Source organism: Cupriavidus sp. GA3-3 (assembly GCF_000389805.1).
GTDB classification, from domain to species: Bacteria; Pseudomonadota; Gammaproteobacteria; order Burkholderiales; family Burkholderiaceae; genus Cupriavidus; species Cupriavidus necator_D.
This window is the reverse complement of record NZ_KB944478.1, coordinates 177230-202797: the sequence shown is the minus strand read 5'-3', so window position 1 is coordinate 202797 and position 25568 is coordinate 177230. Positions and strand designations below refer to the sequence as shown.

The window sequence follows — 25568 nt, the reverse complement described above, 5'->3', positions numbered from 1 at the left end:
GAGTGGTCTGAGGCTAAGGGTTTGACCTTGAGGCCACGACAACTTATCCTCTTCCTCACTATCGGTGTCCGACCCGCAAATTGAGGGGTGCGCCAGGCAAAATGGCGCGACACGATGGCATCAACCGGACGGCCTGCATGGCCGAGCCAAACGGGCCACTGCGCAATGCTGCGCGCAACGCTGTCATGCGTGCGCCGCACTGCGCGGACAGCCGCCTTGCGGCCTGTCGCCCTGCAGGGGGATTGCCATGCAGATCTTCACGCTGTTCGAGGCGCGGATGCGCGCCCTCCATGCCGACCGCCACGCGCCGTCGGACTTCATTCCCGGGTTCCAGTCACGCTTGCTTGCCGCTGCAGCCGGCCTCGGCAGCACCTGCGACTACGTCTTTCTCTGCGCCGGCGAGACCCAGGCTGAATTTGCCGCGGACCGCCATGAATGGTGGGGCTGCCTGCGCGGGGGCCTGCGGCTGTGGTCGCCCGGGCGCGGCTGCCTGCTGATGGGCGGCGGCGAGCTGTTTGCGCCGGCGCCAGGCGTACCGATGCAGGTGCAGGCGATGGTCGACACCATCCTGGTGCGCACCGTGCCGCAAGGGCCGGCCGATGCATCGCGGCCGGTGGCGCTGCCTGCGGGGTGGCACTGCGCGCTGGGCGGCATTGCCGCGGTCGGGGCCAATGGCGCCGAGGGGGTGGCGGGCATGCACGTGTTGCCGGCAGAGGTGGTGCGGGCCGAGGGCCCGCAGCCGGAGCAGGGCATGCGGCCGGAGTTCATCCAGCTGGACCAGTCGGGCGATGACTGGGCGCAGCGGCTGCAGGCGCGCGGGCTGCGCTGGGCGCTGTGCTACCGCGGCGCCATCGGCCTGCATTGGCATGGCGCGCTGGTGCGGGCCGGTGGGGACATGGCCTTCCTGCAGCCCGGCACGCTCTACGCGCCGGACCCGCACGAGTCATGCCGGCTCGACGTGCTGTTGCCGGGCACCGGCCTGCTGTGCTGCTTCGGGCCGGGCGATGACGTCGAGATTGGTGTTGCGGCGCGCGGCGGACGGCGCGCGGACGGGTATGCGATTGCGTGCCACGCGCCGGCGCCGACCTGATGCCAGGCGGGTCAGCCGGGGCCAGCGCCCCGGCCGCGGCAGTGCCGTGCTCAGTGCCGCTTGTATTGCGTGGCGCCGAACAGGACCTCGCGCGCCTTGTCGTCCTGCAGCGCCTTGCGCGCGCTGGCCAGCACTTCCACGCCGCGCTTGACCGCGGGGCGCTCGGCGATCTCGTTGAACCAGCGCTTCAGGTTCGGGTAGTCGTCCAGGTCCACGCCCTGGTTCTGCCAGCTGCGCAGCCACGGGAAGGTGGCGATGTCGGCGATGGTGTACTGCTCGCCGGCCAGGCAGGCGTGCTTTGACAACTGCGTGTCGATCACGCCGTACAGGCGCCTGGCCTCGTTGGTGTAGCGGTTGACCGCGTACTCGATCTTCTCGGGCGCGTACATGCGGAAGTGGTGCGCCTGGCCCAGCATCGGGCCCACGCCGCCCATCTGGAACATCAGCCACTGCAGCGCCTCGTACTTGCCGCGCACGTCCTCGGGCAGGAACTTGCCGGTCTTGCCGGCCAGGTAGAGCAGGATGGCGCCCGATTCGAACAGCGAGATCGGCTTGCCGTCCGGGCCGTCGGGGTCGACGATGGCCGGGATCTTGTTGTTGGGGCTGATCTTCAGGAAGTCCTCGCCGAACTGGTCGCCGGCGCCGATGTTGATCGGATGGACCTTGTACTCCAGGCCGCATTCTTCCAGCATGATGTGGACTTTGTGGCCGTTGGGCGTGGCCCAGGTGTAGACGTCGATCATCGCAAAAGATCTCCTGGATGCGATCGTTGGGGATGGCCACATCAACCACCGACGTGGCGAACCGGGCGATTTAAGCACAGAAGAAAAAAACGCGCAGACTGGCTGCGCGTTTTCCATACTGCCGGCAGGGCCGAAGCCCCGCGGCGTTGCCAGGCGGTCAGAACCCGCGTGCCACCGGCATCCTGATGTCGTCCGGGTTCAGGTTCATGTGCTTGGCCAGCTCCAGCTTGGCGATGGCGTTGCGGTGCACCTCGTCCGGGCCGTCGGCCAGGCGCAGCGTGCGCTGGTGCGCCCACCAGTTGGCCAGCGGGAAGTCGCTGGAGACGCCGGCGGCGCCATGGACCTGGATGGCCCAGTCGATCACCTTCAGCGCCACGTTGGGGGCGATCACCTTGATCATGGCGATCTCGGCCTTGGCCACCTTGTTGCCCACGGTGTCCATCATGTACGCGGCCTTGAGCGTCAGCAGGCGCGCCATCTCGATCTCGCAGCGGGCTTCGGCGATGCGTTCCTGCGTCACGCCCTGGCTGGACACCGGCTTGCCGAAGGCTACGCGCGACAGCGCGCGCTTGCACATCAGTTCCAGCGCGCGCTCGGCCACGCCGATGCTGCGCATGCAGTGGTGGATGCGGCCCGGGCCCAGGCGGCCCTGCGCGATCTCGAAGCCGCGGCCTTCGCCCAGCAGGATGTTCGAGGCCGGCACGCGCACGTTCTTCAGCTCGATCTCCATATGGCCGTGCGGCGCGTCGTCGTAGCCGAACACCGGCAGGAAGCGCTTGATGGTGATGCCCGGGGTATCGGCCGGCACCACGATCATCGACTGCTGCTCATGGCGGCCGGCGTCGGGATTGGTCTTGCCCATCACGATGTAGACCTTGCAGCGGGGGTCGCCCGCGCCCGACGACCACCACTTGGTGCCGTTGATCACATAGTGGTCGCCGTCGCGCTCGATGCGGCATTCGATATTGGTCGCGTCCGACGAGGCCACGGCCGGCTCGGTCATCAGGAAGGCCGAGCGGATCTCGCCGGCCAGCAGCGGCTCGAGCCACTTGTCCTTCAGTTCCTCGGAGGCATAGCGCTCCAGCGTCTCCATGTTGCCGGTGTCGGGGGCCGCGCAGTTGAAGACCTCGGCCGACCAGGGCACCCGGCCCATGATTTCGCACAGCGTGGCGTATTCCAGGTTCGACAGGCCCTGCGGGGCGCGCGGCGAGCGCGGCAGGAACAGGTTCCACAGGCCGGCCGCGCGTGCCAGCGGCTTCAGCTCCTCGATCACCTTGGTCGGCACCCAGGCGTTGCCGGCGCGGCGGTTGGCGTCGATCTCCGCGGCGAAACGCTTTTCGTTCGGGTAGATGTGCTGGTCGAAGAAGGCCAGCAGCTTGGCCTGCATTTCCTTGACCTTCGGGCTGTATTCGAAATCCATGTGGTCTCCTCGCTACGGAATCAGTGGATGCCGGGGTGGGCGGCGGCGCCTCGTTGGCCTCGGCAGGCCTCGGCATCAGTGCGGCATGGGCCGATGGAATGCACTCTATCTGAAAGCTGGTAATAAGAAAAATGAATTTTCTGGATTTGCCAGTATCAATTCCCTGCATTCCGTGACAGAATCCCCGGCATGCAGCTCTCCCGCATCGACCTGAATCTCTTCGTGGTGTTCGACGCCATCTACAGCGAAGGCAGCATCACCGCGGCCGCGCGCCAGCTCAACCTGACGCAGCCCGCGGTCAGCCATGCGCTGGGCCGGCTGCGCACGCTGTTCGACGACCCGCTGTTCGAGCGGCGCGGGCAGGGCATGGCGCCCACGCCGCTGGCGCGCTCGCTGGCCGCCGAGGTGCGCAGCGCGCTGCAATCGTTCGCGCGCACGCTGCAGGATACGCCGCACTTCGATCCCACCAATACCGTGCGGCGTTTCACTATCGGCATGCGCGACGCGCTGGAATCCACGCTGCTGCCGCCGCTGATGGCGCGTGTCACGGCAATGGCGCCGCAGGTGGAGATTGCCGCGATCCGCTTCGACCGCCGCGAGATGGAATCCGAGCTGCTGGCCGGCACGCTGGACGCCGCGCTGGACATCCTGCTGCCGGTCTCGCCCGCCATCCACCACGCGCCGTTCATGGCCGATCCGATGGTGGTGCTGGCGCGGCGCGACCATCCGCTGGTGAAGAAGGAACTGACGCTTGAGCGCTACCTCGCGGCCGAGCATGTGCACGTGTCGTCGCGCCGCCGCGGCGCCGGGCTGGAAGACCAGGCCCTGCATCGCATGGGCCTGACGCGGCGCGTGCGCCTGCGTTGCCAGCACTACGCGGCCGCGTGCCGCGTGGTCAGCTGCACCGACCTGCTGGCCACGCTGCCGCTGCGCTATGCGCGCATCGCCAATGAGCCCTATGCCAACCGCCTGCTGTCGCTGCCGTTCAAGGTGCCGTCGCTGGAACTGCACCTGTACTGGCATGCGGGCGGCGAAAACGACGGTGCCAACCGCTGGCTGCGCGAGCAGCTGATGGCGGTGATGGCCGCGCTCGGCACCGGCATGGCCGACGTGGCCGCCGCCAGCTAAGTGCCCTCGCGCCCGCACGGCGGGCACCGCAAGCGATCCCCGCGGCGCCCCGGTGCGGCGCGCGCGGGTCACACGTAAGGAATTGTTCATGGGCTAGACCCTGCCGGTCCGCGCCCATACCATCGTCCGGTCTTTCTGCCCCCGGCGCCGCCGCCGCGAGCCCGTGTCCACACGGTGCTGGCGATGGTTGCCGCGCCGGCTGTCCGCGCCTGCGGATCCCCCGGGGCAGGTTCCTTCCTCCGATGACCACGACGATTCAGAACGATGACCGGGAAACGCTTGCTTGCTGATCACCAACCCATGCCGCCGCGACGCGCGCGGCGCACCACGCTCGCCCTGACCACCCTTTGCGCTGCTGCGGCGCTGGCACTGTCCGCATGTGGCGGCGGTGGTGGCGATGGCGATGGCGGCGGCGGTACTTCGTCGAACGCATCGCAAGCGAACGGGCAGGCCAGCGCGCCGTCCGGCTCTGGCTCGACCACGCCATCCACCGCAGGTGCCTGCTATACCGTCAGCGGCACGGCGCCGGCACCCGCGGCGGGCGGCGGCGTCTCGCTGCTGCCGGCGCGCGGCAGTGCAGTCAGCAATTACCGCGTGCTGGAAGAGCCGCGCACCGCCGGCCTGTGCTACGCCAACTATCGGCGCGAGCAGGTGGGCCTGCCGCCGCTGGCGGCACGCGATCCGCTCAATACCGTGGCGCAGAACCACACTGCCTACATGCTGGCCAACGCCACGCTGACGCACGACGAGACCAGCGGCAAGCCGGGCTATACCGGCGCCACGCCCAACGAGCGCATCCAGGCCGCCTATCCGACCAATGCCACCGCGGAAGTCGTGGCCGGTGCCAACCGCTGGACTTCGGTTGCCAATGCGCAGCTGTCGATGTCGCCCAAGGACGCGCTGGTGTCGGACCTAGTCAACGCGCCGTTCCACCGCGCCGCGCTGCTGGGCAGCTACGGCTCGGCCGGCAGCGGCTTTGCCGAGCGCGTGGGCCCTGATGGCAGCGGCACCTCGGCCAGCTACTACCAGACCATCGACCTGGCCGATGCATCGAAGGGCGGCAGCGACAGCCAGATGGTGGCCTACCCGTACAACGGCCAGGCCGACGTGCCGGCCAGCTGGGTCAACACCGAAAGCCCCAACCCCGCCCCAGGCTATGAGGGCAAGACCGTGGGCTATCCGGTTTCGCTGCAGGCCATCAACACCTCGCTGCAGTTCGATGCCGACAACTTCGTCATCACCGACGCGCAAGGCAACAATGTGAGCTGCCTCAAGGTCGACAGCCGTTCGTCGGGCCTCTCCAGCGCCGCACGCGGCCTGGCGATCTGCACGCCGGTGGCGCCGCTGGCCAGCCAGCAGCGCTACAGCGTGAGGGTTACCGGCCGGCTGGGTTCGCAGCCGGTGGACCTGAGCTGGTCGTTCACCACACGCTGACCCGCACTCGCCAGAACACCGGCGCGCTCATTGCGGCGCGCCGTGCCGCAGTTCGATGCGCACCTGGCCTGGGGCCAGCGTGCGGTCGGCCTGCACGGCAAATGGCACCGGCGGGCGTTGCGCCGCCGGCATCGACTGCCAGAGCCGTCCTGCCCATTCCCTGATTGCCTCACTGTCCGGTTCGGCCGCCAGCAGCGTGACCGATGCCGCCGCCGGCATGCGCGCAGCCGTGGCGGCGGGGTCGTCCTGGATCGACACGACCATGCTGGATGCGGTGTGCGCCGCAGGGGCGCGCGCGGCCGCCATCGGTGGCCCTGCCTTGCGTGCAAAATCTGCCCGCGGCGCGGCCGCCGGCGGTGCCGCGGGTGCCGGCATTGCCGGCTGCGGGACTGCTTCTGCCATGGCCGGATACGCGGGAGCGGCCGGTGCGGCGGCCACGGCCGGCGCCTGGGCGGACAAGCTTTCGGTCGCTTGCGGCGGTGCTTGCGTGGCGGCCTCGCGTGGCGCCGTGCCCCCGGCCGTTGCCGACGCGCGGCTGCGCTGCCCGGCGTGCGCCGGGGCAGGCCGCTCTTCCCGCTGCGGGGCCGGGGCAGCCTTCGCGGCTGGCGGCGGATTTGCCGGCGTGGCCGTCCCGGGCTCCGCCGCAGCTTGCGGTGCGGGCGCTGCCGCCATCTCTGCGGCGGGTGCAGCGGCCGGGGCGGACACCTGTTCAGGCGCCGACGCCGGCAGCAGTGCGCCATCATCGATCTGCCGCAGCACGATGCTGGTGGTCAGCCCGGCCACTGCCGCGACGCTGGCCACTAGCCCGAGCGAGCGCCACCACCGCCGCGCGCGCGCGGCGCGCGCTGCCATGGATTGCGTTGCGGTCCCTGTGGCCCGTGGTGTTGCCGCCTCAGCTGCCTGTGCCTGCAGCCACGCGCTGGCAGCGGCACCGACCGGGGCACCCAGGATCTCCGCTGCGGGCTCGCCTGACGCCACGCGTGCAAGCAGCGCATCGCGTCGCGCGGCCTGCGCCGCCTGCAGGCGCGCGGCTTCTTCCTGCACCGCCATGGCCAGCGTTGGCGGCGCGGCGAAGGGCAGGACCGCCGCGCCGGCCCGCTGGCGATCCTCCTCCTGTTGTGCCGCACGTGCGGCCGCGTGCACCGACTCCGCCAGCGCAGCGGACGGCGCGTAAGCGGGCAGCTCCCGCAGCAGCGCCGAAAGCCGGTCCTTGCCGTCGATAAAGCGGTTGGCCGCGTTCACGACGGCGTCTCCTGCGAGCCCGGCACGCTGCCGGCCAGGTTTGCGCGCAGGCGCGCAAACGCATAGCGCAGCCGGCTCCTCACCGTCTCGAACTTCTCGCCGAGCATCTGCGCAATCTCTTCGACGCTCATGTCGCTGAAGAAGCGCAGCACCACCACCTCGCGCTGGGCGACGGGCAGCTGCAGCAGCGCGCGATGCACGTGGTGCGCGTGCTGGCGCAACTGCAGCTCCGCTTCCGGCGACAGGTCGTCGGCCGGCATCTCCGCTGGCTGGTCGTCCAGCGCTTCGCGCTGGCGCGCATCGGCGCTGCGCACCTGGTCGAGCCAGGTATTGCGCGCAATCTGGAACAGGAAGGTGCGGAACGCCGCGTCCGGCTGGTAGTCGCCGCAGCGGGTCATCAGCTTGACCCAGGTCTTCTGCGCGATGTCTTCCGCTTCGCCGCGGTTGCCCTGGCACAGCCAGGCCACGTAGTTGTAGAGGCCGGCGTTATGGCGGCGGAACAGCTCGGTGACGGGCTGCTCGATGATGCCGCCCGCCACCAGCAGCATCAGGTCATGGTCGGGCAGCGCGGACAACGCGGCGCCGGGCGCGGCGGAAGGGACGGGGTCGGGTGCCTGCATGCGCCGGAGTATAGGAGAGCGCAAGGCGGCGCGACAGTCCGCCGCGCCGCCTTGCGCCGGCTCGCGGCCCGGGCTGGTGTCAGCGTGCCGCACGCTCGGCCGGCCCGCCGCTGGTAGCGCCGGCCGGACTGGCCGTGGCCAGGCTCTGTGCCAGGTCCACCAGCTTGAGGAACTCGCCCCGATAGCCAAAGCGGTCGGTCCCGCGGGCGCCCTGGGCCAGCGCGTGGGCATCGGCGTAGCGCCAGTCGCCGGTGAACTTGCCGCCGCGCAGCACCTGACCGAAACCGGCCACCGCCGCGGCAAAGCGGAAGTCGTCATCGCCTTGCGCCAGCGGACGGATGGCCTGCCGCACGACGGTGATGTCCATCAACTGGCTGGTGCCGGCGGCAGGCAGCTTGTAGCGCAGCTTGATGTGCGCGAGCTCGCCGTCGCGCCCCGGCGCGGGTGCGGCCGGCTGGTAGCGCAGCGGATCGACCAGCCCGGCCTGGCCGGCCAGCGTCAGCTCATACAGCGCCGTCACGGTGTGGCCCGCGCCGATATCGCCGGCATCGACCTTGTCGTTGTTGAAGTCCTCGCGCGCCAGCATGCGGTTCTCATAGCCGATCAGGCGATACTCCTTCACCGTGGCCGGATTGAATTCCACCTGGATCTTCACGTCGCGCGCGATGGTGGCCAGGGTCGAGCTGATCTCGCTGACCAGCACCTTGTTGCCTTCCATCAGGTTGTCGATATACGAATAGGCGCCGTCGCCGGCATCGGCCAGCTGCTCCATCAGCTGCTCGTTGTAGTTGCCGGTGCCGAAACCGAGCGTGGACAGCGATACGCCCGACTTGCGTTTCTCTTCCACCATGCTCTTGAGTTGCCGGAAGTCGGTCACGCCCACATTGAAGTCGCCGTCGGTGGCCAGCAGCACGCGGTTGATGCCGCCGGCGATAAAGCTCTGCTGCGCGGCCTGATAGGCCAGCGCGATGCCGCTGGCGCCGGCGGTGCTGCCCCCGGCCACGAGCTGGTCGATGGCGGCGCTGATGGCGGTCTTGTCGCTGCCCGGCGTGGGTGGCAGCGCCACGCGCGTGCCGCTGGCATAGGTGACCAGCGTGATGCGGTCCTGCGGCCGCAGCTTGTTCACCAGCAGCTTGAGCGAGGACTTCAGCAGCAGCAGCTTGCCCGGCGAATTCATCGATCCCGACACATCCACCAGGAATACCAGGTTGGCGGGCGGCAGCGCGGCGCTGGCCATGTCCTTGCCCTTGATGCCGATGCGCAGCAGCACATTGGCCGGGTGCCAGGGCGCGGGCGCCAGCGCGGCATGCACGGCGAACGGACGGCCGTCGGCGGGCTGGGCATAGTCATAGGGGAAGTAGTTCAGCAACTCTTCCACGCGCACCGCATCGGCCGGCGGCATGCGTCCGGCATTGAGCATGCGGCGCATATTGCTGTAGCTGCCGGTATCGACATCGATGCTGAAGGTGGATACCGGCGCCTGCGCCACCAGCCTGACGCCGTTTTCCTCGATGGCGCCGTAGCGTTCGCGCTCGGCTGGTACCGGCGGTGGAAGGTGGTAGGGCATCGCCAGCGGGGCGCGCGGGGCGATGGCGTGCATTTCCATGGCGGGTGCCACCTGGCCAGCCTTGGCGGCGTGGTCGTGCGTGGGCGCCGGGGCCGCGGGCGGCGGCACAGGCTGGGCCACTTCCGGGGGAAGCGACGGCGAATGCCCGCCGCAAGCCGACAACACCAGAGCGGCGGCAAAACTGGAAATGATGGCCGGTGCGCGAAGTTGCATATTGTTCTCCTGAGCGGCCGCGGGGCGGGTTCTCGGTCATGACGGCCTGTCGATGAAACGGTGCTGGCGAGAGGTCGGGGTTAAGCCGGGAGAATTTTTTTGCAACTGCATGTGGCTCCCTCATGTGGCGGCAGTCAGACTTTCTTGCCCCAGGATGCTCCGATCGCCACTACAATCGTTTGATCCTTCCCCAGGAGATATCGCATGGCTCACCCTGACCTCTCTTCGATGGCGTGGCGCGGCGCGCTGGCCCTTGCCCTGACTGCGCTGCTCGGTGCTTGTGGTACCCAGGGCGGAGGGACCGCCGCGCCCGCAGCACCGGCCGCGCCGTCGGCCACGACACCGCCTGCCGCGATGCCGCCGGCCCCGGAAGTTGCCTCCGGGTATCGCCCGGGCATGTCCACCGTCTACGCGCAGCGCCACATGGCTGCCGCGGCCAACCCGTTGGCGAGCGAGGCCGGGCGCGCCATCCTGCGCCAGGGCGGCTCGGCCATCGACGCCGCCATCGCGATGCAGGCCGTGCTGACGCTGGTCGAGCCGCAGGCCACCGGCATCGGCGGCGGTGCCTTCATCATGTACTGGGACGGCAAGAACGTTCAGGCCTTCGACGGCCGCGAGACCGCCCCTGCCGGCGCCACCGAAAACCTGTTCCTGCGCCCCGACGGCAAGCCCATGGAGTTCAGCGAGGCCCAGATCGGGGGACGCTCCGTCGGCACGCCCGGCGTGATGCGCGCGCTGGAAATGGCACACCAGAAGCACGGCCGCCTGCCGTGGGCCAAGCTGTTCCAGCCCGCCATCGACCTGGCCGAGAAGGGCTTCCCGATCTCGCAGCGGCTGTACACGCAGGTGGCTGCCGACAAGTTCCTGGCCAATTCGCCGGAGATGGCCGCGTACTTCCTGGATGCACAGGGCAAGCCCAAGCCGGCCGGCACGGTGCTGAAGAACCCGAAGCTGGCGCAGACCCTGCGCGATGTCGCCCGGCGCGGTGCCGGCGTGCTCTACAACGGGCCGATCGCGCGCGATATCGTCGCCAAGGTCAACGGCGGCAGCAATGCCGGCTCGCTGTCGCTGGCTGACCTGGGCAGCTACCGGGCCAAGCAGCGCGTGCCGGTCTGTACCGACTACAAGCGCTGGAAGATCTGCGGCATGCCGCCGCCGTCGTCGGGCGGCATCGCCATCGCGCAGATCCTGGGCACGTTGCAGGCGCTCGAGACCAAGAATCCCAAGTACGCGCTGGCCGCGCTCAAGCCGCAGGGCGTGAATACGCCGGCGGTGATGGAGGCCAATCCCGACGCGGTCCACGCGATCTCCGAAGCCGACCGCCTGGCCTACGCCGACCGTGGCCTGTACGTGGCCGATGCCGACTTCGTGCCAGTCAACGTGACCGGCCTGGTCAGCCCGTCCTACCTTGCCACGCGCGCGGAGCTGATCGGCGACAAGAGCATGGGCAAGGCCCAGCCGGGGGTGCCGCCGGGCACGGCGATGGCCTACGCGCCCGACCGTTCACCGCCGCGCGTCTCCACCTCGCAGATCGTTGCGGTCGATGGCCGCGGCGGGGCGATTTCAATGACCACCACGATCGAGTCGTACTTCGGCTCCCATCTGATGGTGCGCGGCTTCATGCTGAACAACCAGCTGACCGATTTCTCCTTCGTGCCGAGCGAGAACGGCAAGCCGGTGGCCAACCGCGTGCAGCCGGGCAAGCGCCCGCGCTCGTCGATGGCGCCGACGCTGGTGTTCGACCGCGAGAGCGGCCAGCTGGTCGCCACGGTCGGTTCGCCGGGCGGCTCGCAGATCATCGAGTATGTGTCCAAGACCCTGGTCGGCATGCTGGACTGGAACATGGACGTGCAGGCCGCCATCGGCATGGGCAACTTCGGCAGCCGCAACGGCCCGACCGAGGTGGAGAAGGGGCTGGTCTCGCCGGGCCTGGTGCAGGCACTGCAGCAGCGCGGCCACCAGGTGGCCGAGATCGAGATGACCAGCGGCACGCAGGCGATCATGCGCAAGCAGGGGCCTGACGGCAAGGTGGTGTGGGCCGGTGGTGCGGACCCGCGGCGGGAAGGGGTGGCGCTGGGGGATTGAGCGTCGCGCGATGCAGATGAAAAACGGGCGCCTCGGCGCCCGTCTTCTTTTGCTGCAGCAGTTGCCGCGTCAGCCCTTCGCCTTCTGTGCGTACTGCCACCCCATCTCCGCCATCGGCCGCGCGCGCTTGCCTGCGTCCAGCGCCTGCGCCGACGACGCGGTGCCGTCCACCACGCGCTTCATGATCCCCTGCAGGATGCCGGCGATGCGGAACATGCTGAAGGCCAGATAGAAGTTCCAGTCGCCCGTGATCGGGCGGCCGGTGCGCTGCTCGTACAGGCGGCGGTAGCTGGCTTCGTCGGGGATGCCCAGCGCGGCGAAGTCAACGCCGGCAATGCCGCGGAACTGGCCCGGGGCGATATGCCAGCTCATGCAGTGATAGCTGAAGTCGGCCATCGGGTGGCCCAGCGTGGACAGTTCCCAGTCCAGCACCGCCAGCACGCGCGGCTCGGTCGGGTGGAACATCAGGTTGTCCAGCCGGTAGTCGCCGTGCACGATCGAGGTCAGGTCGGCGTCTTCCTGCGGGATATGCTGCGGCAGCCAGTCCATCAGCGCGTCCATCGACGGGATCGATTCGGTCTCGGACAGCTTGTACTGCTTGGTCCAGCGCTCGATCTGGCGCTGGAAGTAGTTGCCGGGCTTGCCGTAGTCGCCCAGGCCGATGGCGTTGTAGTCGACCGTGTGCAGCGCGGCGATGACGCGGTTCATCTCGTCGTAGATGGCGCTGCGCTCGGCGGTGCTCATGCCCGGCAGCGACTGGTCCCACAGCACGCGGCCGGCGACGAACTCCATGATGTAGAAGGCGCGGCCGATCACGGACTCGTCCTCGCACAGCGCGTACATGCGCGCCACCGGCACGTCGCTGCCGGCCAGCGCGGCCATCACGCGGTATTCGCGCTCGATCGCGTGCGCCGAAGGCAGCAGCTTGCTCTTGGGGCCGGGCTTGGCGCGCATCACGTAGGTCTGGCCCGGCGTGACCAGCTTGAAGGTCGGGTTGGACTGGCCGCCCTTGAACTGCTCCACGGTCAGCGGGCCGGCAAAGCCCTCCACGTGCTGGCGCATCCAGGCTTCCAGCGCGTCGGTGTCGAAGCGCTGCTGGTCCGCCACCGGGCGCGTGCCCTCGAAGTGCGATACGTTGCTGGTCATGCTGTCTCCGTTGGTTTTCTGTTCGGTATCGGTTGGGATTCGATCAAGTCCGCGGCGCGCTCAGCCCTGCGGCTGGCGTCCGCGCAAATACTGGTGCAGCAGCACTTCCATGGTGGTGTGGCGCGTGCCGCTGTGCACGGGCGTGGGCGGCGAGTAGTTGGTCATGCGCACCACCCAGTCGAGCGGGCCGTCGCCCATGTCGAGCACATTGATGCAGCCCGCGGTCTGCAGCAGCGAGCCGAAGAACACGCGCCGCCCGCAGGTGATGGCCTGCGACAGGATGGCGCGGTTGGTGCCGCCGTGCAGCACCATCAGCGCGGTGTCCCAGTCGGGATCGGCGCGCAGGCGCTCCAGCGCGGGCAGCACGCGGTCGAGGAACTGGCCGATGGTCTCGCCGTTGAGGAAGCGCTTGTCTTCCGGGACTTCGCCTTCGAAGGCGCCGACGAAGGCGTCGCGCAGGTCCTGGTCGGCAATCGCGGACAGGTCGCCGCCGCGGATCTCCTGCAGCGCGGGCCAGACTTCAGGCACGATGCCGTCCATCTCCGGCAGCTCGGCCAGCACGCGCTCCGCGGTCTCCACCGTGCGCGGCAGTCCGCTGACGATGACGCGGTCGAAGCGGATCTGTTCGGCGGCAAAGGCGCGGCCGGCGGCGGTCGCCTGCATGCGACCGGTCTCGTTCAGCGGCACCATCTCGGGCAGGGCAGGGCGCCCGGCCTCGTCGAAATATGAAACGGCACCATGCCGCATCAGGTAGATGCGGCGACGCGAGGGCGGCGGCAGTTCCATGCGTTGTCTCCTTGCATTGTGCGGCATGCCCGTCTGTCGCGGGCTGGCCGTTCGGGTAAAGCCAGGCGTCCGGCGCCCGGCTTCAGAGGTACTGCGGCTTGCGCTTTTCCAGGAAGGCGCTGATGCCTTCGCCGCCGTCGGGGTGGTGCAGCGCGGCGACGAAGCTGTCGCGCTCGGCCAGCAGGTGTTCGGCGCGCGATGCGGTGGCTGCGTGGTTGATCAGGGCCTTGATGCGGCCCACGGCGTGCGGCGACTGGCGGGCAAGGCCAGCGGCCAGGCGCAGGGCCTCGTCCAGGGCCTGGCCCGGCTCGGTGACGCGGTTGACCAGCCCGAACTGCGCCAGCCGCGCCGCGTCCACCGGTTTGCCTTCCATCATCAGCTCGCTGGCCAGCGGGCGCGGCAGCGCGCGTGCGATCTCATACGAGCCGCCGCCGTCGGGCGTGAGCCCCACGGAGACATAGGCCATCACGAACTTGGCATTGCTGGCCGCCACCACGAAATCGCACGCCAGCACCACCGAAAAGCCCGCGCCCGCGGCCGCGCCTTCCACTGCCGCGATGATCGGCTTGGGAAAGGCGTGCAGCGACTCGACCCAGCCGTTCAGCAGGGCGATGCTGGCGGCCTGCACCTCCTGCGGCTGGCTGCGGTTGCCGAGCAGCCGGTTCAGGTTGCCGCCGGCGCAGAAAATGCCGTCGGCGCCGGTGATGATGACCGCGCGCACCGAGTCATCGGCGGCGGCCTGATCCAGCGCCTGCTGCGAGGCCGCGTAGATGTCCGGGTGCAGCGCATTGCGTGCCTCGGGGTTCGAGATGGTCAGCACCAGGGTCGAATCGACGCGGTGGGAAAGCAACTGTGCGGGCATGGGCGTGGCTCGGTCGGTGGGGCGGTGGCGGGCTTACTGCTCTTCGGCCAGCAGCGACAGGCCCAGGCCGGCACGGCGCCACAGCCACGGGCTCGGGCGGTAGCGCATGTCGCCGGTCAGCGCTTCCATGTTGCGCAGCGTCTCCAGCACCAGTTGCGGGCCGACCGCATCGCCCAGCGCCAGCGGGCCCTTGGGATAACCCAGGCCCAGGTTGACGGCGAGGTCGATGTCCGACGGCGTGGCGATGCGCTGCTGCGCGATATCGCTGGCGATATTGATGATGCAGCAGAGCACGCGCTGCGCGACGAAGCCGGCCGAATCACGGATCACCGTGACCGGCACGCCGTCGCTGGCGAACAGGCCGTGCGCGGCATCGCGGGCGGCGGCGCTGGTGGCCGGCGTGGTCATCAGCGTGCGGCGCTTGGTGGCCTCGAACGGCAGCAGCGTGTCGATGGCAACCGTGCGGGCCGGGTCCAGGCCCTGTTGCAGCGCGCTGGTGGTGGCGTCCAGGCCCAGCGGGGTGACGATGATCAGCGCGTCGGCCGACGGCTTGTTGCCGCCTTCCGGGGTCACGCCCAGCGCGCCCAGCAGCTTGGTCACCATGGCGTGGCCGCGCTCGCTGGCGTGGCTGACCCACACGCTCGACGGACGTGCGCCCGGCACCGCGGCGGCTGCCGGCACCTGCTTCTGGCCATCGGCATACGAATAGAAACCAGCACCCGCCTTGCGGCCGATCAGCCCGCCGACCGCGCGGATCGCGGTGATCGGCGAGGGGCGGTAGCGCGGTTCCTGGTAGAACTGGTTGTAGATCGATTCCATCACCGGGTGCGACACGTCCAGCCCGGTCAGGTCCATCAGCTCGAACGGGCCCATGCGGAAGCCGGCCTGCTCGCGCATGATGTTGTCGATGTCGGCAAATCCGGCCACGCCTTCCTGCGCGACCTTCAGGCCTTCGATATTCATGCCGCGGCCGGCATGGTTGACGATAAAGCCTGGCATGTCCTTGCAGCGCACCGGCGTATGGCCCATGCGGCGCGACAGCGCCATCAGCGCGTCGCCCACCGCGGGGTTGCCCGACAGGCCGTCGATGACCTCGACCACCTTCATCAGCGGCACCGGGTTGAAGAAGTGGTAGCCGGCGATGCGGCCCGGGTGCCTTGAACCCACGGCGATCGCGGTGATCGACAGCGACGACGTGTTGGAGGCAATGACGGCGTCTTCACGCAGGACCGCTTCGAGCTTGGCGATCAGGTCGCGCTTGACCTCCAGCTTCTCGACGATGGCTTCCAGCACCATGTCGCAGCCGGCCAGGTCTTCCAGCGTGCCGCAGGGCTTGACGCGGGCCAGCGTGGCCTCTGCGTCGGCGGCGCTGATCTTGCCCTTGTCGGTGAGCTTGGCCAGCGTGTCCTGCAGGTACTGGCGCGCGGCGGCCACGGCTTGCGGGTTGGCGTCGTACAGGTTGACGGTCAGGCCCGCCTGCGCGGCGATCTGCGCGATGCCCCGGCCCATGGCGCCGGTGCCGACGATACCCAGCGTATCGATGGTGAAAGTGCTCATCAGTTGCCCCAAAAGTTGTGGTTAAATTAGCACGATCGTACGTTTTTTGCACCTTCCGCAACAGTCCGGCGGGGCAGGCGGCGTGCGCTGATCGGCCAGCCGGTACACTGCAGACCCCGGATGGTCCACAATCACCCGACATCCGCACCGTGCGATGCGGGGATCATTCCAATAACGGAGAGAGACGACATGCTGAAGCTCTGCGGTTTTGCCGCCAGCAACTACTACAACAAAGTGAAGCTGGCGCTGCTGGAAAAGAACGTGCCGTTCGAAGAGGTGCTGGCCTGGATCGGCCAGACCGACCTGGCGGCCACGCCCGCGGGCAAGGTGCCCTACATCATCACCGAATCCGGCCCGCTGTGCGAGTCCGAAGCCATCGTCGACTACGTCGAGGCGGCCTATCCGCAGACGCCGCTGCTGCCGCTCGACCCGTACCAGGCCGCCAAGGTGCGCGAGATCGTCGTCTTCATGGAACTGTACCTGGAGCTGACCGCGCGCGAGCTGTACCCCGAGGCATTCTTCGGCGGCAAGGTCAGCGATGGCGTCAAGGACCGCCAGCACAAGCTGCTGACGCGCTATGTCCCCGCCTTCGCCAAGCTGGCGAAGTTCTCGCCGTATATCGCCGGCGACACCTTCACGCTGGCCGACTGCGCCGCCGCGGCGCACCTGCCGCTGGTGTCGTCGTGCACCAAGATCATCTACGGCACCGACCTGCTGGCCGACCTGCCGGTCAAGGACTACCTGAAGACGCTGTCGGCGCGTGAATCGGTGCAGAAGGTCAATGCCGACCGCAAGGCCAATCTTGAGCTGATGGCGAGCCGCAGCAAGTAGTAAGCGAAGCGGCGTGAACTGCCGCATGTGTGAAAAACGCCCGCGAATTCATCGCGGGCGTTTTTGTTTTCATCACAGCCTGGCCAGCCGCTCCAGCGCCAGCGCCAGCGTCTCTTCCTTCTTGGCAAAGCAGAAACGCACCACGCCCGATTCACGCGGCTGCGTGTAGAAGGCCGAGACCGGGATCGCGGCCACGCCGATCTCGCGCGTCAGCCACATGGCGAAGTCGGCCTCGCTCAGGTCGGAAATGGCCGAGTAGTCGACGCACTGGAAGTAGGTGCCGTCCGACGGCAGCAGCTTGAAGCGGCTGTTGGCCAGCCCGGCGCGGAAGAAGTCGCGCTTGGCCTGGTAGAACGCCGACAGCTGCAGGTAGGGCGCGGGATCGGCCATGTAGTCGGCCAGGCCATGCTGCACCGGCGTGTTCACGGTGAACACGTTGAACTGGTGCACCTTGCGGAACTCGGCCATCAGCGCGGCCGGCGCGGCCACGTAGCCGACTTTCCAGCCGGTCACGTGATAGGTCTTGCCGAAGCTGGAGATCACGAAGCTGCGGCGCGCAAGCTCAGGATGGCGCGAGACCGAGGCGTGCTGCTGGCCGTCGTAGACCATGTGCTCGTAGACTTCGTCCGAGAGCAGCAGGATGTCGGTGCCGGCCAGGATCTGCGCCAGCTGGTCCATGTCGGCCGCGCGCAGGATCGTGCCGGTGGGGTTGTGCGGCGTGTTGATCAGGATCATGCGCGTGCGCGGCGTGATCGCGGCGGCCAGCTTGTCGAAGGGCACGCGGAATTCCGGCGCTTCCAGCGTGACCGGCACGGCGGTGGCGCCGGCCAGCTCGATCGCGGGCAGGTAGCTGTCGTAGCACGGCTCCAGCACGATCACCTCGTCGCCCGGATGCACCGCGCACAGGATCGCGGTCAGGATGCCCTGGGTGGCCCCGGCGGTGACGGTGATCTCGGTGTCCCAGCTGTACTGGTGGCCATAGAGGCTGGCGATCTTGGCGGCGATGGCCTGGCGCAGGCGCGGCACGCCCGCCATCGGCGGGTACTGGTTATGGCCGGCGCGCATGGCGGCGGTCACGGCATCGACGATCCTGGGGTCGCAGTCGAAGTCCGGGAAGCCCTGGCCCAGGTTGACGGCGTTCTTCTCGGTGGCCAGCGCGGACATCACGGTGAAGATGGTGGTGCCGACTGCGGGCAGGCGCGAGGGCGGCGGGGTCAGCGGCGTCAACTGGGTGTGGGTGGTGTCTGCGGACATGATGCGAACGTGTCGATGCGGTGGGGACGGGATGCGATCAGGCGTGCGGCGCCACCACGTAGGCGGCGCCGGGAGCCGACATTCTAAAGCGGATCGGCGGCGCTGGCGGCGCCAAGCGTGGCCAGCCAGGCGCCGAAGGCCGGCGGCGTCATCACTTCCACGCCGCTGCTGCGGCGCAGGCGGGTGCGCAGCTTGAGCACGGCCTTGTCCTTCGATACCAGGCAGGCGGCGCCGGCAAAGTGCGCCAGCTCAACGAACTTCTGGTCGTCGGTGTCCTTGCAGCGGGGCAGGCGGATGGCGTCGTAGTCGGCCTGCGGCGGCGCGGCTTCCAGGCTGGCGAGGCGGTCGACGGTGGCCAGCGCGGCATCGATATCGATGTCAAAGCGGGCAAATTGCGGATAGGCCAGCACCCGCCGCAGTTCCTCGCGGCAGTCGGCGCGGATCACCGGGGCGATGGTGCCGGCCTCAAGCGCGGTGCGGATCGGCTCCACATGCGGGTCGCGGAAGACCAGCAGGTCCACCCAGATGTTGGAGTCCAGCACCACGCGCGGCGCTGATGTGACGCCGGCGGGGCTGGCGAAGAGGGTGGTTGCGGTGGTGTCGAGGCGCATTCGCTACAATCTTGGCTTGTTTGTCCTTGGCTACTGCCGCGATTTTGCCATGCTCATCGTTTTGTCTCCCGCCAAGTCGCTGGACTACGAGACTCCCCCGCGCCTCAAGACCCATACGCTGCCGCGCTTTATCGACCGTTCCGCCACGCTGATCGAGCGCCTGCGCAAGCTGGCGCCGCAGGATGTGGGCGCGCTGATGGACATCTCCGACAAGCTCGCGGTGCTCAATGTGACGCGCTACGGCGACTGGTCGCCGGAGTTCACCGCGGCCAACAGCAAGCAGGCGGTGCTGGCCTTCAATGGCGACGTCTACGACGGCCTCGACGCGAAAACGCTGTCGGCCGACGACCTCGGCTTTGCGCAGAAGCACCTGCGCATCCTGTCCGGCCTGTACGGCGTGCTGCGCCCGCTGGACTGGATGCAGCCCTACCGGCTGGAGATGGGCACGCGCCTCGACAACGTTGCCGGCAAGGACCTGTACGCGTTCTGGGGCGACGATGTCACGCAGATGATCAACGCCGACATGGCCGCGCTTAGGCAGGAAGGCGCGCCGGTGCTGGTCAACCTGGCCTCGGAAGAATATTTCAAGGTGGTGCGGCCCAAGGTGCTGCAGGCCAGGATCGTCACGCCGGTGTTCGAGGACTGGAAGGGCGGCCGCTACAAGATCATTTCGTTCCACGCCAAGCGCGCGCGCGGCACCATGGCGCGCTACGCCGTGACGCAGCGCGTGACCGAGCCGGAAAAGCTCAAGCGCTTTGCCGAAGACGGCTACGCCTTCGACGCCGCGGCCTCGGATACCACCCGCTGGGTGTTCCGCCGCCGCCTGGAAGACTGAAACCCATCGCCACGAGACTGCCAGCCATGCCTGCCGCCTTGCACATCTCTTCGCAATTCGACTCCGGCGCCATCGAGGTCGAGGCGCTCGACCGCGCCGACGATATCCGCCTGCGCATCCGCGCCGATTCGCACGCCGACTTCCGCCAATGGTTCCATTTCCGCCTGCAGGGCGCGGCGGGGCAGGCGTGCCGGATGCACTTCCTGAACGCCGGCGACTGCACCTACCCGGACGGATGGCGCGACTACCGCGCGGTGGCTTCGTACGACCGCGCCAACTGGTTCCGCGTGCCGACGCGCTTTGACGGCCAGGTGATGACGGTGGAATTCACGCCCGAGCACGACAGCATCTGGTTTGCGTATTTCGAGCCGTATCCGGATGAGCGCCACCTGTCGCTGCTCGCCAGCTGCCAGCGCTCGCCGCTGGCGCGGCTGTCGCACCTGGGCAGCACCGTGGACGGGCGCGACATGACCCGCGTCACGCTGGGCCAGCCCGGCCCCGGCAAGAAGACCATCTGGATGATCGCGCGCCAGCACCCGGGCGAGAGCATGGCCGAATGGTTTGTCGAAGGCGTGCTGCAGCGCCTGACCGGCACCGGCATGTGGGCGGGCGACCCGGTTGCGCGCAAGCTGCTGGAGCGCGCGGTGTTCCATATCGTGCCGAACATGAACCCGGACGGCTCGGCGCGCGGCAACCTGCGCACCAACGCCGCCGGCGCCAACCTGAACCGCGAGTGGATGGCGCCGAGCCCGGATACCAGCCCCGAGGTCTACCACGTGCGCCGCGCCATCGAGGCCAGCGGCTGCGACATGTTCTTCGACATCCATGGCGACGAGGGACTGCCGTACAACTTCGTCGCCGGCAGCGAGATGCTGCCGGGCTTTACCGAGGCGCGCCGGCGCGAGCAGCAGCGCTTTATCGAGGCCTTCAAGCGGGTCTCGCCGGATTTCCAGGATGTGCACGGCTACGCGGCCAGCAAGTACAACGCGGATGCGCTCAAGCTGGCGTCCAAGTACATCGGGCATACCTTCGGCTGCCTGGCGCTGACGCTGGAGATGCCGTTCAAGGACAATGCCGACCTGCCGGATCCGGCGGTCGGCTGGAACGGCGCGCGCAGCGCGCTGCTGGGGACGGCGATGCTGCAGGCGATCCTGGACTACCTGGGCTGAGCCAACGCAAACGGCCCAACCGGACGAAACCGGGTGGGCCGGAACGGCGTTGGCGCGGACGCGGTGCGCCCGCTTTGCACCTATTGCTTCTTCCTGGCCTTGCTGGTCGTCTTGGCCGAGCCGGAGGTGGACTTGGCGCTCGTTGACTTCGACGACCTGGACGCCGTCGCCTTGCTTGACTTCGATGCCGTGCTCTTGCCCTTGGCCCCCTTGCGGCTCTTGCTTGCCGAAGCTTGCGTAGCAGCAGGCACGGCCGGCGCGGCAGCCGGTTCGCTGATGGTGGCGCCGCCGCTGTCCAGCAGCTCATACGCCAGCATCATCCCGTCGTCATAACCGCAGCGCACCTTCACCGGCTGCCAGTCGTCGCTGCCGCGGCGCTTGTGCGCGGTGGCGGCGAAGGTGACCACCGAGCTGACCGGTACGGCCTGCTTGCCGGGCGAGAAGCGTCCGCTCCATGGCTCGGTCGTGGCCTGTCCCGCGGCGAGCGCGCCGGTGGGGATCTTCAATGCATCGTAGCTGGCCGAGCGCGGCACCACCCAGCTGGCGTGGGCGGCGCAGTCCGCCACGTCGCTGGTGGCGTTCTCGGTCTTCATCAGTTGTTCGCGCATGCGGGTCCGGTACTCGGACAGGCTGACGCGGCCGCGGTCGGGCAGGGTGACGGTCTTGGTGGGTGGCGTGGGAGTGGCGGGTGCCGGGGCGGCGGCGGCAGGTCGGGCGGGCGCGGCGGCGGGTGCCGGGGCAGGTGCCGGGCCGGCGCTGGCATCTTCGGCCGGCATATTGGCGCAGCCTGCCAGCGCGATCGCACCGGCCACTGCGGCAGCCACCATGCGGAGCTGGCTGCCGAGCAGTTCGGAGATTCGTCGGATCACGGTGTGAGCGGTGTGTGCGTTCTTCGGTTTGCCCGCGGCGCCGTAGGGCCGGCAGGCAAGATGGGTTCGCAAAGGAATGCCATGATAGAGGAAACCTATCTGACAAAGTTCCTAAATCTTGTTACCCATTCTTCTAACGCATGATGTCGTGCAACAAGTGACTTGTGCTCTAGCAGGAATCCCCTGTTTCGCACAACTGCGGTGAACCCGCAGCTTATGCGGGGCTGCGTGGCGCAGCCCCGGCCCGGGTCAGGCCACGCGCGACGGCATCGAGCGCGTAAAGCGCAGCAGTTCGTCGAGCAGCAGGTTCAGGTCATGGCGCAGCCTGGCAAAGCCCGCGGTATGCGTCAGGCCCACCTCGTCCATGTAGAGCTTGCGGTTGACCTCCAGCTGCAGGCTGTGGCAGCCGGCCTGGGGCTGGCCCACCACGCGCACGATCTCCACGCCCTTGTACGGGTGATTGCGCCAGACGTCGTAGCCCATCTCCTTGAGCACGCCCTCGACCCGGTCGGTGAAGCGCTTGTCGCAGGTGGTGCCGTCGCGGTCGCCGACCACGAAATCCGGATGCTCCAGCCCCGGGAACTCGGTGGCGAATGGCGCGGCGTGGCTCGGCATCGAATGGCAGTTGATATGCCAGGCGCTGCCGTGGCTGGCCACGGCGCGGTCGGCCAGCTTCTGCAGCTGCGCATAATAGGGCAGGTAGCAGCGGTTGATGCGCGCCTGCACTTCTTCCACGCTCAGCTTGCGGTCGTAGATGGCCTCGCCGGTGTCCAGCACGCGCCAGACCAGGCCCTTGCCCAGCCGGGTCTTGGCGGTCTCCTGCCGGGCGCCGGGCCAGGGTGCGTCGAGCAGGGCTTCGTCGATTTCTTCCAGCGCGCGGTTGGCGTCCAGGTAGCTGCGCGGGAAGCCCGCGCACAGCAGCGCGATGCCGCGCGCCGGGGCGCCGGCGTAGAGCTCGTCGACAAAGGTGTCTTCGGCCTGGCGCAGCAGCGGCAGCGGCAGCGCGGGGTCGGGGCGGAAGTCCGTCGGGTAGGTCGTCGCGCTGTGCGGCGAGTCCAGGAACAGCGCCGCGGGCTCGCCCTCGGGCTGGTACAGGTAGAACGGACTGTCCGCGGTGGTTCGGTCGGTGTCGGTCATGGTGTTGCCGTAAAGTCAGTCGAGCGAGATCCTGGCGGCGGCGGCCACGCGCTTGTTCTTGGCCACTTCGCTCTTGATCTGGGCGGCAAAGTGCGCCGGCGTATCGCCTACCGGGGTCGCGCCCAGCTTCTCGAGCTTGGCCTTCACTTCCGGCAGTGCCAGCACCTTGACCGCGGCGGTGTGGAGCCTGGTCTGGATATCCGCCGGCAGGTTGGCCGGCGCGATCAGGCCGAACCAGGCGGCGTCGTTGACCTCGCCCAGGCCCAGCTCGGCGAAGGTCGGCACGTTGGGCAGCGCGGCCACGCGCTTGGGCGCTGCCACGGCGAGCGCACGCAGCTTGCCGCCTTCAATGAACGGCAGCGACGACGGCAGGTTGTCGAACAGCACCTGCACCTGGCCGGCCAGCGCGTCGTTCAGCGCCGGGCCCACGCCCTTGTAGGGCACGTGCAGCAGTTCGGTCTTGCTGCTCATCTTGAACAGTTCCCCCATCATGTGCGAGACGCTGCCGTTGCCCGCCGAGCCATAGGCCAGCTTGTTGGGCTGCGACTGCGCCAGCGCGATGAAGGACTTCATGTCGGTGGCCTTGACCGCCGGGTTGATGCTCATCACGTTGGGCACCGAGGCCAGGTTGGTGATGGTTGTGAAGTCCTTGGTTGCATCGTAGGACAGGCGCGGGTAGACCGCCGGATTGATGCCATGGGTCGAGGCCGTGGCAATGCCCAGCGTGTAGCCGTCCGGCGCCGCCTTGGACAGGAAAGCGGTGCCGATGCTGCCGCCGGCGCCGCCGCGGTTGTCCACCACCACGGCCTGGCCCAGTTGCTGGCCGAGCTTGTCGGCGACGATGCGCGCGACGATGTCCGTGGTGCCGCCGGCGGGGAAGGGCACCACCAGCGTGATCGGCTTGGTCGGATAGCCGGCCTGGGCCATGGCGCTGAAGGAGATGCCGGCAGCGGCGGCGGCCGAAGCGGTTGCCAGGAGGCGGAGAAGATGGCGACGTTGCATGGGGGGATCCAGGGCGAGGGGAGGAATAAAGTGGATTTCACGATTCTGCGCGCCCGAGCAAGCGTGCCGCAAACGAAATAAAATCCTTAGCTCATTCCATTTGGTCGTGAATTAGAGGTGATTTATGCGACGCTTATGTCCGTCGCTGACCGAGTTGCAGGCCTTTGAGGCCGCGGCACGCCATAACAGTTTTACCGTAGCCGCGCGTGAACTGCATGTCACGCAAGGCGCGGTCAGCAAGCAGGTGCGCAGCCTGGAGGCTTACCTGGGCGTGGAGCTGTTCCAGCGCGTGCGCCAGCGCCTGATGCTGACCACCGCGGGCGAGCGCTACCTGGAGCGCATCGGCCCCAGCCTGAACGAGCTGGAGGCCGCCACCGTCGAGCTGATGGCGCGGCAGGGGCGGGGCGGCGTGCTGCATATCGCCAGCATGCCGACGCTGGGCGCCAAGTGGCTGATCCCGCGCCTGCCGCAGTTTTTCGCGCGCCATCCGGAGGTGAAGCTCGAATTCGTGCCGCACGCGCAGGGCTACGATTTTTCCGAGCCGGACCTGGACGCCGCGATCCGCTTCGGCGACGGCGTCTGGCCCGGCAGCCTGGCCGACTACATGACCGGGCGCGAGGTGCTGCCGGTGTGCCGTCCGGGCCTGCTGGCGTCCGAGCCCGGCGGCGTTGCGCCCACGCCCGCTGCCTTGCTGCGCTATCCGCTGCTGCACCACACCACCGTGCCCGAAGCCTGGCCCGACTGGTTCGCCACGCTGGGGGTGCCAACCCGCGAGGCCTGGAGCGGCGCGCGCTTCGACCAGTTCTCGCTGCTCACGCAGGCCGCGCTTTCGGGTCTGGGCATCGCGCTGATCCCGCGCTGCCTGATCGAGGAAGAGCTGGCCACCGGGGCGCTGGTGGTGGCGCATCCGGCCCAGGTGCTGGCCAAGAAGGGCTATTACCTGTGCTATCCGGAGCAGAAGCAGCACCTGCCGGCGCTGCGCACGTTCCGCGCATGGGTGATGGAAGGGGCCGACCTGGCGCGGCCCACCTGACGTTCAGCCCACGTCCGATGTCAACCGGCGCAACTGCTCCAGCAGCTTCGCCGCCGGCGCCGGCAGGATGCCCTGGCGGCGCCGGTACACCGCCAGCCGGCGCGGCGCCTGGGCGCCTTCAATGGGCAGCGGCAGGATCATGCCGGCCTTTTGCTCGGCCTCGTACATCGGCGCAGCCATCCAGCTGAGGAAGCCCGCGCGTGCCACCAGCGCCTTGAGCGCAATGATCGAGCGGGTTTCGGCGACGATGTCCGGCGGCGGCAGCCCGGCGCGCGCAAACAGCCGCTGCAGTTCGTCGAAGGGCGCCGTGCCGCGCGGCGGCATGACCCAGCGGCAAGCGGCGGTATCCGCCAGCCGCAGCGCCGTTCTGCCCGTCAGCGGATGTCCGGCGGCGGCGACCACGAAGCTGCTGTCGCTCCAGCCAACATCCGCCACGGCGCAGATTTCCTCGTTCTCCGGCAGGGCGATGCCGATGGCCAGGTCGATCTCGCGGCGCAGCAGCGCATCGGCCAGGAAATCTCCCACCCCTTCGACAATGCGCACGCGCAGCCCAGGCCAGCGTGCCAGCACCGCCTCGATCGCCTCCGGCAGCACCACGCTGGCGACGCTGGCGACGGTGCCCACGCGGATGGTGCCGGCGGCCAGCCCGCGCAGCGCGCGCACGGCCTCGGTGGCGTGCTCGGCCTCGTGGCGCAAGAGGTTGGCGTGCGGCAGCAGGGCCTCGCCGTAGGCCGTCAGCACCATGCCGGTGGCATAGCGTTCGAACAGTGGCGCGTCCAGCTGGGCTTCCAGCCGCTGGATGGTGCGGCTCAGTGCCGGCTGGGTGAGGTTCAGCTGTGCGGCGGCGCGGCCCAGGCTGCCGTGTTCGCACACCGCAAGGAAGGCAAGGAGCTGGCGCAGATCGAGGGTCATGCCGAATCGTAATGACTTTGCC

At 68.7% G+C, this 25568-nt stretch carries 23 protein-coding genes; 8 read left to right on the top strand and 15 right to left on the bottom strand.

Annotation, left to right across the window (positions count from 1 at the left end; genetic code table 11):
- Positions 1-247 precede the first annotated feature (247 nt).
- Positions 248-1090: a hypothetical protein gene (locus C265_RS14720; protein ID WP_010809093.1), complete on the top strand. Its 843-nt coding sequence runs from the start codon at positions 248-250 to the stop codon at positions 1088-1090.
- Between the two features lie 50 nt (positions 1091-1140).
- Here C265_RS14720 and C265_RS14715 read toward each other — a convergent pair whose 3' ends face one another.
- Both C265_RS14715 and C265_RS14710 read right to left on the bottom strand, forming a co-directional pair.
- Positions 1141-1833: a glutathione binding-like protein gene (locus tag C265_RS14715; RefSeq protein WP_010809092.1), complete on the bottom strand. Its 693-nt coding sequence runs from the start codon at positions 1831-1833 to the stop codon at positions 1141-1143.
- Between the two features lie 157 nt (positions 1834-1990).
- Positions 1991-3253, bottom strand: a complete 1263-nt coding sequence (locus C265_RS14710; protein WP_010809091.1) for an acyl-CoA dehydrogenase family protein — start codon at positions 3251-3253, stop codon at positions 1991-1993.
- 189 nt (positions 3254-3442) lie between these two features.
- Here C265_RS14710 and C265_RS14705 point away from each other — a divergent pair, with 189 nt between their 5' ends.
- Positions 3443-4381: a LysR family transcriptional regulator gene (locus tag C265_RS14705; RefSeq protein ID WP_010809090.1), complete on the top strand. Its 939-nt coding sequence runs from the start codon at positions 3443-3445 to the stop codon at positions 4379-4381.
- A gap of 264 nt (positions 4382-4645) precedes the next feature.
- Complete coding sequence (locus tag C265_RS14700) at positions 4646-5815, top strand: CAP domain-containing protein (RefSeq protein WP_037024367.1); 1170 nt, start codon at positions 4646-4648, stop codon at positions 5813-5815.
- Positions 5816-5842: 27 nt separating this feature from the next.
- On the opposite strand, the gene C265_RS14695 is transcribed toward C265_RS14700, so the two are convergent.
- The 3 genes from C265_RS14695 to C265_RS14685 form a co-directional block, all read right to left on the bottom strand.
- Positions 5843-7057: a hypothetical protein gene (locus C265_RS14695; RefSeq protein ID WP_010809088.1), complete on the bottom strand. Its 1215-nt coding sequence runs from the start codon at positions 7055-7057 to the stop codon at positions 5843-5845.
- A complete protein-coding gene (locus C265_RS14690; RefSeq protein WP_010809087.1) occupies positions 7054-7677 on the bottom strand; it encodes an RNA polymerase sigma factor in 624 nt (207 codons plus the stop codon). The genes C265_RS14695 and C265_RS14690 overlap by 4 nt, the downstream gene beginning before the upstream one ends.
- A 79-nt stretch (positions 7678-7756) precedes the next feature.
- Entirely contained in the window at positions 7757-9457 is a 1701-nt protein-coding gene (locus tag C265_RS14685; protein WP_010809086.1) for a VWA domain-containing protein, read from the bottom strand.
- Positions 9458-9661: 204 nt separating this feature from the next.
- On the opposite strand from C265_RS14685, the gene ggt reads away from it, so the two are divergent.
- Positions 9662-11542 (top strand): gamma-glutamyltransferase, encoded by a 1881-nt coding sequence (ggt, locus tag C265_RS14680; RefSeq protein ID WP_037024366.1) that lies wholly within the window; start codon positions 9662-9664, stop codon positions 11540-11542.
- Positions 11543-11611: 69 nt separating this feature from the next.
- On the opposite strand, the gene C265_RS14675 is transcribed toward ggt, so the two are convergent.
- From C265_RS14675 to C265_RS14660, 4 genes are all read right to left on the bottom strand, one after another.
- Complete coding sequence (locus C265_RS14675) at positions 11612-12688, bottom strand: phosphotransferase (protein ID WP_010809084.1); 1077 nt, start codon at positions 12686-12688, stop codon at positions 11612-11614.
- Positions 12689-12748: 60 nt separating this feature from the next.
- The gene (locus C265_RS14670) at positions 12749-13474 is read right to left on the bottom strand and encodes a histidine phosphatase family protein (protein WP_010809083.1); all 726 of its coding nucleotides are present in this window, start codon (positions 13472-13474) and stop codon (positions 12749-12751) included.
- Positions 13475-13556: 82 nt separating this feature from the next.
- A complete protein-coding gene (locus C265_RS14665; protein ID WP_010809082.1) occupies positions 13557-14336 on the bottom strand; it encodes an oxepin-CoA hydrolase, alternative type in 780 nt (259 codons plus the stop codon).
- A 33-nt stretch (positions 14337-14369) separates the two neighbouring features.
- A complete protein-coding gene (locus C265_RS14660) occupies positions 14370-15893 on the bottom strand; it encodes a 3-hydroxyacyl-CoA dehydrogenase (protein ID WP_010809081.1) in 1524 nt (507 codons plus the stop codon).
- Between the two features lie 189 nt (positions 15894-16082).
- Here C265_RS14660 and C265_RS14655 point away from each other — a divergent pair, with 189 nt between their 5' ends.
- On the top strand, positions 16083-16724 hold the full coding sequence (locus tag C265_RS14655; protein WP_010809080.1) for a glutathione S-transferase: 642 nt from the start codon (positions 16083-16085) through the stop codon (positions 16722-16724).
- A gap of 72 nt (positions 16725-16796) precedes the next feature.
- Here C265_RS14655 and C265_RS14650 read toward each other — a convergent pair whose 3' ends face one another.
- The gene (locus C265_RS14650) at positions 16797-17978 is read right to left on the bottom strand and encodes a pyridoxal phosphate-dependent aminotransferase (protein WP_011614879.1); all 1182 of its coding nucleotides are present in this window, start codon (positions 17976-17978) and stop codon (positions 16797-16799) included.
- A gap of 83 nt (positions 17979-18061) precedes the next feature.
- The gene (locus tag C265_RS14645; RefSeq protein WP_010809078.1) at positions 18062-18589 is read right to left on the bottom strand and encodes a putative toxin-antitoxin system toxin component, PIN family; all 528 of its coding nucleotides are present in this window, start codon (positions 18587-18589) and stop codon (positions 18062-18064) included.
- 49 nt (positions 18590-18638) lie between these two features.
- Between C265_RS14645 and yaaA the strand changes: the two genes are divergently transcribed.
- Together yaaA and C265_RS14635 are read left to right on the top strand one after the other, a co-directional pair.
- Complete coding sequence (gene yaaA, locus C265_RS14640; protein ID WP_010809077.1) at positions 18639-19424, top strand: peroxide stress protein YaaA; 786 nt, start codon at positions 18639-18641, stop codon at positions 19422-19424.
- Between the two features lie 26 nt (positions 19425-19450).
- The gene (locus tag C265_RS14635; protein ID WP_010809076.1) at positions 19451-20593 is read left to right on the top strand and encodes a M14-type cytosolic carboxypeptidase; all 1143 of its coding nucleotides are present in this window, start codon (positions 19451-19453) and stop codon (positions 20591-20593) included.
- Positions 20594-20673: 80 nt separating this feature from the next.
- On the opposite strand, the gene C265_RS14630 is transcribed toward C265_RS14635, so the two are convergent.
- The 3 genes from C265_RS14630 to C265_RS14620 form a co-directional block, all read right to left on the bottom strand.
- Positions 20674-21462, bottom strand: a complete 789-nt coding sequence (locus C265_RS14630) for a BspC domain-containing protein (protein WP_371258354.1) — start codon at positions 21460-21462, stop codon at positions 20674-20676.
- A 249-nt stretch (positions 21463-21711) separates the two neighbouring features.
- On the bottom strand, positions 21712-22599 hold the full coding sequence (locus C265_RS14625) for an N-formylglutamate amidohydrolase (RefSeq protein WP_010809074.1): 888 nt from the start codon (positions 22597-22599) through the stop codon (positions 21712-21714).
- 15 nt (positions 22600-22614) lie between these two features.
- On the bottom strand, positions 22615-23601 hold the full coding sequence (locus C265_RS14620) for a tripartite tricarboxylate transporter substrate binding protein BugE (RefSeq protein ID WP_010809073.1): 987 nt from the start codon (positions 23599-23601) through the stop codon (positions 22615-22617).
- 124 nt (positions 23602-23725) lie between these two features.
- On the opposite strand from C265_RS14620, the gene C265_RS14615 reads away from it, so the two are divergent.
- Complete coding sequence (locus tag C265_RS14615) at positions 23726-24634, top strand: LysR substrate-binding domain-containing protein (protein ID WP_010809072.1); 909 nt, start codon at positions 23726-23728, stop codon at positions 24632-24634.
- Positions 24635-24637: 3 nt separating this feature from the next.
- On the opposite strand, the gene C265_RS14610 is transcribed toward C265_RS14615, so the two are convergent.
- Positions 24638-25546 (bottom strand): LysR family transcriptional regulator, encoded by a 909-nt coding sequence (locus C265_RS14610; RefSeq protein WP_010809071.1) that lies wholly within the window; start codon positions 25544-25546, stop codon positions 24638-24640.
- Between the last annotated feature and the right edge of the window lie 22 nt (positions 25547-25568).